General features: G+C 62.8%; 13 protein-coding genes. 3 read left to right on the top strand and 10 right to left on the bottom strand.

The features are described 5' to 3' along the window. The first annotated feature begins 20 nt into the window (after positions 1-20). Together trxA and AC0L2R_RS04470 are read left to right on the top strand one after the other, a co-directional pair. The gene (gene trxA / locus AC0L2R_RS04475; protein WP_091592579.1) at positions 21-344 is read left to right on the top strand and encodes a thioredoxin; all 324 of its coding nucleotides are present in this window, start codon (positions 21-23) and stop codon (positions 342-344) included. Between the two features lie 216 nt (positions 345-560). Further along, positions 561-842, top strand: a complete 282-nt coding sequence (locus tag AC0L2R_RS04470) for a cupin domain-containing protein (protein ID WP_023796896.1) — start codon at positions 561-563, stop codon at positions 840-842. Between the two features lie 38 nt (positions 843-880). On the opposite strand, the gene AC0L2R_RS04465 is transcribed toward AC0L2R_RS04470, so the two are convergent. The 6 genes from AC0L2R_RS04465 to AC0L2R_RS04440 all read right to left on the bottom strand — a co-directional run bounded on the left by AC0L2R_RS04465 (position 881) and on the right by AC0L2R_RS04440 (position 6724). Further along, a complete protein-coding gene (locus AC0L2R_RS04465; RefSeq protein ID WP_128182661.1) occupies positions 881-1300 on the bottom strand; it encodes a VOC family protein in 420 nt (139 codons plus the stop codon). 59 nt (positions 1301-1359) lie between these two features. Further along, on the bottom strand, positions 1360-2685 hold the full coding sequence (locus AC0L2R_RS04460; RefSeq protein WP_473507859.1) for a bifunctional folylpolyglutamate synthase/dihydrofolate synthase: 1326 nt from the start codon (positions 2683-2685) through the stop codon (positions 1360-1362). 231 nt (positions 2686-2916) lie between these two features. Beyond that, positions 2917-3843, bottom strand: coding sequence for an acetyl-CoA carboxylase, carboxyltransferase subunit beta (gene accD / locus AC0L2R_RS04455; protein WP_473507858.1), 927 nt, complete (start codon positions 3841-3843; stop codon positions 2917-2919). A gap of 95 nt (positions 3844-3938) precedes the next feature. Then, the gene (gene trpA / locus AC0L2R_RS04450; protein ID WP_287220514.1) at positions 3939-4778 is read right to left on the bottom strand and encodes a tryptophan synthase subunit alpha; all 840 of its coding nucleotides are present in this window, start codon (positions 4776-4778) and stop codon (positions 3939-3941) included. A 2-nt stretch (positions 4779-4780) separates the two neighbouring features. Next, positions 4781-6031, bottom strand: coding sequence for a tryptophan synthase subunit beta (gene trpB / locus AC0L2R_RS04445; protein WP_473507857.1), 1251 nt, complete (start codon positions 6029-6031; stop codon positions 4781-4783). 33 nt (positions 6032-6064) lie between these two features. Then, positions 6065-6724, bottom strand: a complete 660-nt coding sequence (locus AC0L2R_RS04440; RefSeq protein ID WP_473508067.1) for a phosphoribosylanthranilate isomerase — start codon at positions 6722-6724, stop codon at positions 6065-6067. Between the two features lie 140 nt (positions 6725-6864). Here AC0L2R_RS04440 and AC0L2R_RS04435 point away from each other — a divergent pair, with 140 nt between their 5' ends. Continuing rightward, positions 6865-7083 carry a hypothetical protein gene (locus AC0L2R_RS04435; RefSeq protein WP_023796889.1) on the top strand — a complete coding sequence of 73 codons (219 nt, stop codon included), beginning with the start codon at positions 6865-6867 and terminating at the stop codon, positions 7081-7083. A gap of 9 nt (positions 7084-7092) precedes the next feature. On the opposite strand, the gene AC0L2R_RS04430 is transcribed toward AC0L2R_RS04435, so the two are convergent. The 4 genes from AC0L2R_RS04430 to AC0L2R_RS04415 form a co-directional block, all read right to left on the bottom strand. Then, a complete protein-coding gene (locus tag AC0L2R_RS04430) occupies positions 7093-7851 on the bottom strand; it encodes a M48 family metallopeptidase (RefSeq protein WP_027152023.1) in 759 nt (252 codons plus the stop codon). A 104-nt stretch (positions 7852-7955) separates the two neighbouring features. Beyond that, positions 7956-8426, bottom strand: coding sequence for a DUF2852 domain-containing protein (locus AC0L2R_RS04425; RefSeq protein ID WP_023796888.1), 471 nt, complete (start codon positions 8424-8426; stop codon positions 7956-7958). Positions 8427-8543: 117 nt separating this feature from the next. Further along, on the bottom strand, positions 8544-9686 hold the full coding sequence (locus AC0L2R_RS04420) for a benzoate/H(+) symporter BenE family transporter (RefSeq protein WP_473507856.1): 1143 nt from the start codon (positions 9684-9686) through the stop codon (positions 8544-8546). A 3-nt stretch (positions 9687-9689) separates the two neighbouring features. After that, positions 9690-10466, bottom strand: coding sequence for an alpha/beta hydrolase (locus AC0L2R_RS04415; protein WP_473507855.1), 777 nt, complete (start codon positions 10464-10466; stop codon positions 9690-9692). Between the last annotated feature and the right edge of the window lie 128 nt (positions 10467-10594).

Raw genomic sequence — 10594 nt, 5'->3', positions numbered from 1 at the left:
ACTCTCGAAAGGATTTTCGCATGGCCACCGTCAAGGTCGACAAGAGCAATTTCCAGACCGATGTGCTTGACGCCAAGGAACCGGTCGTCGTCGATTTCTGGGCGGAATGGTGCGGCCCGTGCAAGATGATCGCGCCGGCGCTGGAAGACATCGCCATCGAACTCGGCGGCAAGGTCAAGATCGCCAAGCTCAACATCGACGAGAATCCCGAGCTGGCCGCGCAGTTCGGCGTGCGCTCGATTCCGACGCTGATGATCTTCAAGGGCGGCGAAATGGCCGACATGAAGGTCGGCGCCGCGCCGAAGACGGCGCTGTCGCACTGGATCAACGGCAATCTCGCCTGATCCGGCGGAAATCCGCAGACAAGCCCGGCCCCTCGCGCCGGGCTTTTTGCTGCGTCATCTAATGTGCCGCGCCTCCCCCTGGACGCGCGAAGGACGCTGCTGCACTTGATCTGACCGAAGATCGGATCGGGATTTTCTGGGTCATGCGGCTGGTCCGCCGTGGCACTCGCCACTCGCCGGCCCACGTTCTTGTCTGGCTTAAAGCAGGAGAACGACATGACCGGATCCGCCAAGGCCACCGTCTTCATCGACAATGAGCGCGTCATCGTCACCGAATACCGCTTCGCGCCGGGCGACAATACCGGCTGGCACCGCCATGGCCATGATTATGTCGTCGTGCCGCTGATGGACGGCAAGCTCAAGCTCCTGACCAAGGACGGCGAATCCTTCGCCGAAATGAAGAAGGGAGCGCCCTATTTCCGCAAGGAGGGCGTGGAGCATGACGTCATCAATGCCAATGAGGGCGAGTATGCCTTCATCGAGATTGAGCTGAAGTAGTCCCCACCGAGGCCACCTCCGCCATAGGCGTGAGGCGATCACCAATCCGCGATGCGATCGCCTCCGACGAACTGCGCACTTTTCTCTGTGTATTCAAACAGTTCTATCTTCACGTTGTTAGGATCGCGAATCCAAGCCTGGTAGGTATCATCGCATGCGTGTTTCTTTGACGTGACTTCAACGCCTTTCGCTCTTACGTGGGCGATCGCGGCGTCAAGGTTTTCCACTTCAAGGCAGAAGTGGTTGATCTGGTTCAAGTCGCTATAGCTGGCCCCGTCTTTCTGGAACACCTCGACGTGGCTGCGGCTGCCGCAATTGAGGTAGAAACCGAAAATCTTGCCGTCGCGCAGGAAGTTGAACTGGGTGTCCATGCCGAGGACGTCCCGATAGAAGCTTCGCGTCACTTCGAGATCATCTGCGAAGATGCAAACGTGAGCGAGCTGTTTTACCTTGATCATGACTGGCTCCTCGCGATGATCTGACAAAGTCAGGTCATAGTGGCCTGATGAACGGCCGCTCAAACCGGCGGCGTGCCGTTTTCGGCCAGCACCGCGCCGGCCAGATAGAGCGAGCCGCTGATCAGGATGCGCGGTGGCGGTCCGTCCCATGTGTCGCGCAGCAGCATCAGCGCATTGGCGACGGAGCTCACCGGTTCGGCCGACAGGCCGGCTTCGACGGCGCGGATCGCCAGTTCGTCATTCGGCACACTGGCCTCGCTGAGGCTCACCGGCACCGTGTAGACATGCCGCACCAGGCCCTTGAAGGCGCGGAAATAGCCGCTCTGGTCCTTGGTGTTGATCATGCCGCAAATCAAGAACAGCGGCCGCGGGTTTTTTTCCTCCTGCTCGGCCAATGCCTCCGCAACGGCCACGCCGGCGCCGGGATTGTGGCCGCCGTCGAGCCAGATGTCGGCGCCCTTTGGCGCCAGTTCCGTCAGCTTGCCTTGCGGCAATTTCTGCATCCGCCCCGGCCAGGTGACATTGGCCATCGCCTTGTCGGCGACGCGATGGCTGATCTCGAAACCTGCCGACTTGACCGCCGCAATCGCCGCCGCCGCATTGGCGAACTGGTGGCGCCCTGGCAGGCGCGGTGGCGACAGGTCCATCAGCCCGTCTTCGTCCTGATAGACCATCCGGCCGTTTTCCTCGAAGGCGAGGAAATCCTGGCCATAGACGAAGGCGGGACAGTCGAGCCGCTCGGCGGTTTCGATAAGCACCTGAAGCGCCGTTTCGCTTTCCTGCGCGCCAATGACCACCGGGCAACCGCTCTTGATGATGCCGGCCTTTTCGGCTGCGATCAGTTCGACACGGTCGCCGAGAAAGGATTCGTGGTCGAGTGAGACCGGCATGATCACCGACACCGCCGGCTCGGTGATGACATTGGTGGCATCAAAGCGGCCGCCAAGGCCGACCTCGATGATGACGGCATCTGCCGGATGTTCGGAAAACAGCAGGAAGGTGACGGCGGTGAGGATCTCGAAGACGGTGATCTTCTGGCCTTCATTGGCCTTGGCGACGCGGGCGATGGCATCGGCGAAGACCTCGTCCTCGACCAGCCTGCCGCCGCCATCGGCGGCCAGCCGATAGCGCTCATGCCAGTTCACCAGATGTGGCGATGTGTGGACATGGACGCGGTGGCCGGCCGCTTCGAGCAGCGCCCGCGAAAACGCGGCGCAGGAGCCCTTGCCGTTGGTGCCGGCGATGTGGATGACCGGCGGCAGATGGTCCTGCGGATTGCCAAGCCGCTCCAGCAGCCGCGAAATGCGGTCGAGCGAAAGATCGAAGCCCTTCGGATGAAGCGACATCAGGCTTTCGATTTCGCGGTCGGCGGCAAGCGTGCTCATGGGAGAATCCTAATGCATGTCGCGCAAAAGTGCGCAGCGGTTTTGCGACAACGACATGCGTAAAAACAAGAACCTAAAGCGCGTTGCATGAATCCGTTCAAATACTACGCGCTTTAGGTGCATGACCCCGAAAAATCGAAATCGATTTTCGGAAAGGAATCATGCGTGAAATCAAGATGCTACAGCGCCACAGATGGCGCGCAATCGCGGTTCGCGACGACGGATGTCGCGTCAGGCTTGCGGGCGTGCTTCCGCCGGGACCGCCACCGGCGGCAGGATTTCAGGTTCCAGCGGCTTTTCTTCTTCCGGCAGCTTGAGCAGCATTTTCAGGAGCCGTGCGACCGTCTGGCGCATCTCCAGCCGCGACACCACCATGTCGACCATTCCGTGCTCCATCAGATACTCGGAGCGCTGGAAGCCGTCGGGCAGCTTTTCCCTGATCGTCTGCTCGATGACGCGCGGCCCGGCAAAGCCGATCAGCGCGCCGGGCTCGGCGATGTGCACGTCGCCCAGCATGGCGTAGGAGGCAGTGACGCCGCCGGTAGTCGGGTTGGTCAGAACGACGATATAGGGAAGACCGGCTTCCTTCAGCCGATCGACGCCGATCGTGGTTCTCGGCAATTGCATGAGCGACAGGATGCCCTCCTGCATGCGGGCGCCGCCGGAGGCCGCGAACAGTATCAGCGGCCGCTTGCGTTGCACTGCGACCTCGAAGCCACGAACGATGGCGTCGCCGGCGGCCATGCCGAGCGAGCCGCCCATGAAGGCGAAGTCCTGCACGGTCACCACCACCGGCAGGCCTTCGACGGTGCCCAGCGCATTGATGATCGCGTCCTCCAGCCCGGTCTTGGCCTTGGCGTCCTTCAGCCGGTCGGTGTAGCGCTTCTCGTCACGGAATTTCAGCGGATCCTGCACCACCTTGGGGTTTTCGAGCATCTCGTACTTGCCGTCGTCCATGAAGAATCTCAGCCGCTCCCTGGCCGAGATCTTCATGTGATGGCCGGAGGACGGGATGACGAACTGGTTCTGCTCCAGATCCTTGTGGAAGACCATCTCGCCGGTCTCCGGATCCTTGATCCAGAGGTTTTCAGGCATGTCGGTGCGCCGGCCGAGCATCGAATTGATCTTCGGTCGAACGTAGTTGGTGATCCAGTTCATCGCTTCGGCTCCTGTCCTGACGAAGAGTTAGACCATGATCCCGAAAAGTGGAAACCGGTTTTCGGTGGAGATCATGGTCAACCAGAAGATCAAGACTATTCGGCGGCAGCAAGGCGGGCCGCGCGCACGCCTTGCGAAAGCCCGCTGACCAGCGTGGCGACCGCCTCTGCCGGGTCGGCGGTCTTTTCGCCCTTCGGCCCCAGAACATTGGCGACCGCATTGACGATCGCAGTGCCGACGACGACGCCGTCGGCCGACGCTCCGATGATGCGCGCCTGCTCGGCGGTCTTGACGCCGAAGCCGACGCAGACCGGCAGGTCGGTATGGCCCTTGATGCGCCCGACCGCCGCCGCCACCTTGCCGGTGTCGGCAAGTGCTGAGCCGGTGATGCCGGTCATCGACACGTAATAGACGAAGCCAGAGGTGTTCTGCAGCACCTTGGGCAGGCGCTTGTCGTCGGTGGTCGGCGTCGCCAGCCGGATGAAATTGATGCCGGCCTTCAGCGCCGGAATGCACAGCTCCTCATCCATTTCCGGCGGCAGGTCGACGACGATCAGCCCGTCTATGCCGCTGGCCAGCGCATCCCCGAGGAAGCGGTCGACGCCGTGGATGTAGATCGGATTGTAGTAGCCCATCAAAACGATCGGCGTTTCATTGTCGGTGGCACGGAATTCCGAAGCCATCTTCAGCGTCTTGACCAGCGTCTGCCCGCCTTTCAGCGCGCGCAGGCCGGCCGCCTGGATCGCCGGGCCGTCGGCCATCGGATCGGAAAACGGCATGCCGAGCTCGATGATGTCGCTGCCGGCGCCGGGCAATGCCTTCATGATCGACAGCGAGGTGTCGTAGTCGGGGTCGCCACCCATGAAATAGGTGACGAGTGCCGGGCGCCCTTCGGCCTTCAGCTTGGCCATACGGCGGTCGATGCGGGTGGTCATGATCAGATCTCCATGCCCAGCATATTGGCCACCGTATGCACGTCCTTGTCGCCGCGGCCGGACAGGTTGACGATGACGATCTGGTCTTTGTCCATGGCGGGCACGATCTTCACCGCCTGCGCGATGGCATGGGCGGATTCGAGCGCCGGAATGATGCCTTCGACGCGTGTCGTCAACTGGAACGCCTCCAGCGCCTCGTCGTCGAGAACAGGCACATAGTCGACGCGGCCACTGTCGCGCAGCCAGGAATGCTCCGGCCCGACGCCGGGATAGTCGAGGCCGGCCGAAATCGAATGCCCGTCCATGATCTGCCCGTCGGCGTTCTGCAGGAGATAGGTGCGGTTGCCGTGCAGCACGCCGGGCGCGCCGGCGTTCATTGAGGCGCAATGCTCGATGCCGTCGAGGCCGCGGCCACCGGCCTCGATGCCGATGATCTTTACGCTGCGGTCGTCGAGGAACGGGTGAAAAAGGCCGATGGCGTTGGAGCCGCCGCCGACGGCGGCGATGATGGTGTCCGGCAGCCGGCCTTCCTGCTCGAGGATCTGGGCGCGCGCCTCGATGCCGATCACCGACTGGAAGTCGCGCACCAGCTCCGGATAGGGGTGCGGGCCGGCGGCGGTGCCGATCAGGTAGTAGGTGTCCTCGACATTGGTCACCCAATCTCGAAGAGCTTCGTTCATGGCGTCCTTCAACGTGCCGTGGCCAGCGCTCACCGGCCGCACCTCGGCGCCGAGCAGCTTCATGCGGAAGACGTTCGGGCTTTGCCGGGCGACGTCGGTGGCGCCCATGTAGACGACGCACGGAAAGCCGAAACGCGCCGCCACGGTGGCCGACGCCACGCCGTGCTGGCCAGCGCCGGTCTCGGCGATGATGCGCTTCTTGCCCATGCGCTTTGCCAGCAGGATCTGGCCGAGGCAGTTGTTGATCTTGTGCGAGCCGGTGTGGTTCAGATCCTCGCGCTTGAAATAGACCTTTGCGCCGCCCCCGAGGCCCTTAGCCGCGGAAACCTCGCGAAGATGCCTGGTCAGGCCTTCGGCGAAATAAAGCTTCGACGGCCGCCCGGCATAGTGGGTCGAAAGGTCAGTCAGTTCGGCCTTGAAATCCGCATCGTCCTTGACCTCGTTCCAGTGCCGCTCGAGGTCGAGGATCAGCGGCATCAATGTTTCGGCAACGAAACGACCGCCGAAGATGCCGAACATGCCCTGCTCGTCGGGTCCGGTGCGGAAGGAATTGGGTATCGCCGGCTTGTTCATCGCCGATCTCCTAGCTTGTGGTTTGAAGCACGGTCAGGCGGCGCGGCTGTCGCGTGCTGCCCTGACGGCCCGGAAAAACTGTTCGATCAGCGCCGGATCCTTGACGCCCGGCGCGCTTTCCACGCCCGAGGAAATGTCTAGTCCGGGCGGGTTGGCAAGCCGAAAGGCATCGCCGATATTGGCGGCGTTGAGCCCACCGGAAAGCATGTAATCGACGCCTGCGTCAAGGCCGGCCAGGACGCGCCAGTCGAAGGCAACGCCGTTGCCGCCCGGCAGTTGCGAACCCTTCGGCGGCTTGGCGTCGAACAGGAAACGGTCGGCAACGCCGACGAAAGGTCTTGTCCGCTCCAGGTCGGCAGCCTCGCTGACCGGCAGCGCCTTCATCACCGGCAGGCCATAGCGGGCCTTGATCTCGGCCACCCGCTCCGGCGTTTCCGAGCCATGCAGCTGCAGCATGTCGGGCTGCATTTTTTCGACGATTTCATCCAGAAACGCATCGCCGGCGTCGACTGTCACGGCAACCGCCCTGGCCTTGCCAATTGCCGCTTCGCGCAAGCGGCCGGCTTCCGCCGGCTCGACATAGCGCGGGCTTTTGGCAAAGAAAATAAAGCCGACATGGCTGGCGCCGCCGGCCAATGCCGCGGCCAATGCCTTGTCGGTCTTCAGTCCGCATATCTTGATGTCGAGCGCCATGACGCGGGGATTGGCACGAAACGGCAAAAGAGTCGAGAAAAAGCGCATGTTTGCCACCGGCGCGGAACGCGCTACCTTCCTAAGACAAGAGAGCGGAACGGGCTACTTACTTCAGATAACACAGGCGGGAGCAAACAAGCATGGCAGACGATACCGTCGCCCAACTCAGGCAAAAAGTCGCCCAGGCTCGCGAGGTCATCGCCCATCTGATGGACAAGGCCGCCTTCAACGGCGCCGAGGCACACCGCGCGCTCGACTATTTCGGCAGCAACGCCTTCAAGAAGGACTTCCTGCCATGGCCGCGCCATACCGACGAGGGGCTGCGCCCAGAGGAGTTGAACGCGGCGAATGATGATTGACCGGGCGATCTATTCGAACATGATCGCTTGCAGCGCGCCACCATTGCGCTTGAGCCAGTCCTTGCAGCGCTCGGTGTCGGGGCAGAGCTGCTCGCACAATTTCCAGAATTTCGGGCCGTGGTTCATCTCCTTGAGATGCGCCACCTCATGCGCGACGAGGTAGTTTATGACCGGTCGCGGCGCCATCATGATGCGCCAGGAGAACGACAGGTTGCCGTCCGACGTGCATGACCCCCAGCGGCTCGACGTGTCCTTGAAGCGGATTGCCTTGGCGCGCTTGCCGATCGTCCCGGTGTGCCTGACCACCAACCGCTCGATCTCGCGCTTGGCCTCGCGCTTGAGGAAATCGGCGATGCGGCGCGGCAGGTGCACGCGCTCGCCATGCACGATCATCAGCGGACCGCGTTCGTCGCACGACAGCGTGACGGTACCGCGTTTCGAGGGCTCATGAACGATGCGATGCGGCACGCCGCGCACCGGTATTTTGATACCGGGCCGCACCTGCGGCCGGTTGGGCACCTTGGCCAGCCGCTGCTCCAGCCAGTCCTGATGGCGGTCAAGGAATTTTTCCACCTCGCCTCGCCGCAGGCCCGGTGGCACGGTGATGCGCAGGCCCCGGCCACCGGAATCGATGCGCAGCGTCAATCGCCGCGCCCGGTCGCTCTCGACGATCTTGAGGGGCAGCGTGCGGCCGGCAACACAATGCTCCCGCTCCACGACGGGGGCGGGCCTGGGTTTGGTCAGGTTGCGGAAGAAGCCGAATGACATGGCCGGGACGATACGTGATTCGAGGAAAACGAATAGAACAAAAAAGAAACGGCGCCGCTGACGCGACGCCGTTTTTGATTATTATTTATGTCGAGGCAAGTGCCTTACTCGTCAAGCAGGCCTGGCGTGGATTTGCCACCGCCGGTTGTGGGCCCGCCGGTTGTGGGCGACGTCGACTTGTTGCGGTTCGCCATGAAGCGGTCGAACTCTTCCTGGTCCTTGGCGCGACGCAATTCCCTGGCGTATTCGTCGAACTCGCTCAGCATCTCGTCGAGCTTGCGGCGCTCTTCATTGAGCCGCTCGAGTTCTTTTTCGCGCCAGTCGTCGAAAGCGACGTTGCCGGTACGGGCAGAGCCGTGGCCCCAGCGCGCCGCTTTGTCGGAACCGCGGCGGCAGCCGGCGAAGATGCCGTCGGTCGCGCGGTTGACGTCGCGCTTGAAGCCGTCAAGCCGGTCGCCCCAGATGATGTAGGCGAGCATGGCGAGGCCGAGCGGCCAGAACACCATAAAACCGATCACCATCAGAGCGATGGTCGCCGGCGTCCAGGCCGGACGGATCAATGCAGATGTGTTCATTTTCTCCCAATCCTTCAGTTGGAGACAGCCAATCCCGGCTGCGTGGAATCGAAATGGGATGAGAAAAACGGCGATTCAAGACAGTGTCGGCCAAAACCGGACAAGCGTTTGAAATGATTATCGCTTTTTGAGCGTTTCAAGGAAAAGGACGACCAGGCCCGCAATCAGGCCCCAGAACGCCGCACCGACGCCGAACAGCGTCAGTCCCGAGGCGGTGACGGCAAAGGTGACGGTAGCGGCCATGCGTTCGCCGTCTTCCTTCAAGGCGATCGACAGCGCGTTGGCGAGCGGCGCCATCAGCGCCAGTCCGGCGACAAGCACGATCAGGCTCTGCGGCAGCACGGCAAAGATCGCCACCAGCGAGGCGCCGAAAATGGCGAAGACGAGGTAGGCAAGCGCGTAGAAGGGACCGGTCTTCCAGCGCTCGCCCGGATCGGGATGCACGTCGGGGCCGGTGCAGATCGCCGCCGAAATCGCCGCCAGGTTGGTGGTCGAGGCCCCGAATGGTGCCGACAGCAGCGAAAGCAGGCCGGTGACGCCGATCAGCGGGCCGGGTTCCGGGTGGTAGCCCGCCGCCCTCAGCACGGCTAGGCCGGACAGGTTCTGCGAGGCCATGGTGACGAGATAAAGCGGCAGCGCCAGGCCGATGATCGCCGTGACGGTGAACTGCGGCGCAATCAGCGTCAATGTCGAAAGTTCCGGGGTCGGCAGACCACCGACCCGGCCGGTCAGGAACGCGGCAGCGCCGCCGCCGATCAGCACCGCCAGCACCGAGAGCGCCGGATTGAACAGGCGGATGACAAAGAAGGCGGCGATCAGCGGCAGGATCAGCCACGGGTCGACGGGAATCGCCTTCACCGCATTGATGGCGAAGGTGACGACGATGCCGGCGAGCATCCCCGACGAGACCGAGGCCGGTATCCTGGCGATCAGCTTGGTCAAGGGCCTGAACAGGCCGGTGGCAATCAGCAAAATCCCGGTGACGATGAAGGCGCCGACGGCCTCGTTGATCGAAAAGCCGCTCGATGCCGCGATCAGCGCCACCCCCGGCGTCGACCATGCGGCGATGACCGGCATCCTGGTGCGCCACGACAGCCACAGGCTCTCGATCGCCATCGCGAGGCAGATCGCCGTCACCCAGCTCGCGGTTTCGACTTGCGTCGCGCCGACTGCCTTGGCGGCGGCGATGACGATGGCCAACGTGCCGCCGAAGCCGACAATCGCTGCAACGAAGGCGGATACCGGAATGGAAATGCGCATGTCCTAGCCTGCCTGCCGCACGATGGCATTGACCGCCCGCACCAGCATGTCGAGATCCTGAGGCCGCGACAGGCGGTGGTCGCCGTCGGGGATCAGCGACAGCGTGACGTCGTCGGCCGGCAGCAGGCCGACCAGTTTCAGCGCATGGCTCGGCGGCACGTCGGCATCGGCCAGCCCTTGCAATATGTGAACGGGGCAGTGGGTGTCGATCGGCCCGGTCAGCACCCGGTTGTTGCGGCCGTCCTCGATCAGCGCTCGGGTGTAGATGTAAGGCTCGGCCGAATAGTCCGACGGCTCCTCGAAAAAACCTTTTTTGGCAAGATCGCGCTTCTGCGCTTTGGTCAGCGCCGGCTCGACCAACTCGGCGGTGAAATCCGGCGCCGGCGCTAGAAGCACCAGACCGGCGATGCGGTTCTCGCCTGGTGTGTGCAATTCCTGGCGCAATTCCTGGACCATGCGCAGCGCGATCCATGCGCCCATCGAGGAGCCGACCAGGATTTGCCTGCCTTGCGTGAAATGATTGAAGATGGCGAGACTTTGCGAAAGCCAGTTCGAGACGGTGCCGTCGGCAAAGGCGCCGCCCGATTCGCCGTGACCGGAATAGTCGTGACGCAGGAAAGCCCGGCCTTGCCCGCTCGCCCATTCCGCCAGCTTCTCGGCCTTGGTGCCCAGCATGTCCGACTTGTAGCCGCCGAGCCAGACAATGCCTGGCTCGGCACCGGCAGCGCGCCTGACAGCGATGCTGGTTCCGTCGACGTCGAGAAAAACCGGTGCGGTCATGGCTCACTCCTCACGCAGGTCTTTTGACACAGCGGACGGTTCAACGAAAAGTGCTCGGCAACTTTCTTCGTTTGGTGCAGGCAGAAGTCAGGGAACAGGTGATTTCCTGTGAGCGCTGTGCTATTGAC

The organism is Mesorhizobium sp. WSM4820, assembly GCF_055811075.1.
The sequence above is the reverse complement of the archived record's forward strand: the minus strand, read 5'-3'. Positions and strand labels throughout refer to the sequence as shown.